Source organism: Micromonospora noduli, from assembly GCF_003264365.1.
Lineage (GTDB): Bacteria > Actinomycetota > Actinomycetes > Mycobacteriales > Micromonosporaceae > Micromonospora > Micromonospora noduli.
Genome location: NZ_PYAK01000169.1, coordinates 1 through 418, shown reverse-complemented (window position 1 = coordinate 418; position 418 = coordinate 1). Strand labels below are relative to the sequence as shown.

The 418-nt window shown below is 81.3% G+C and carries 1 protein-coding gene; it reads left to right on the top strand.

Features of this window, described 5'->3' with window-relative positions:
• Positions 1-77: 77 nt before the first annotated feature.
• The coding region (locus tag GUI43_RS34170) for a hypothetical protein (RefSeq protein WP_211326808.1) at positions 78-418 on the top strand (341 nt) is incomplete at its 3' end.

Sequence of the window (418 nt, the reverse complement as noted above, 5' to 3'; positions counted from 1 at the left end):
CGGCCCGGCACCCCGTCACCCACGCCGGGCGCGGTGAGCACCCGCGCCTTCAACCCACCCCGGGGTACGGCCACCGGTTGGGACTCCCCGCCGCCGGTCGGGTCGTCGGCACCGGTCGCCGACTGCCGGCCGCCGCGCGGGCGCGCGTTCTGGCCGTCGCCGCCCGGCTGGTGCTGCGGCCAGCTGTCGTCGTCACCCCGGTCGCCCGGCTGGCGCTGCGGCCAGCCGTCGGTGCCGTCCGGGCCGTCGGTGCGTCCCTGCGGGCCAGCGCCGTCACCCGCCGCCGAATGCCCGGCCGACCCGGGTTCACAGTGGTCGACGCCGTCACCACCGCCGTAGCCGCCCTGCGGCCCGCCGGCGCTTGGTCCGCCCCCGTTCGGGCCGCCGCCACCGGCCGGGCCACCGCCCTGCGGGGGGC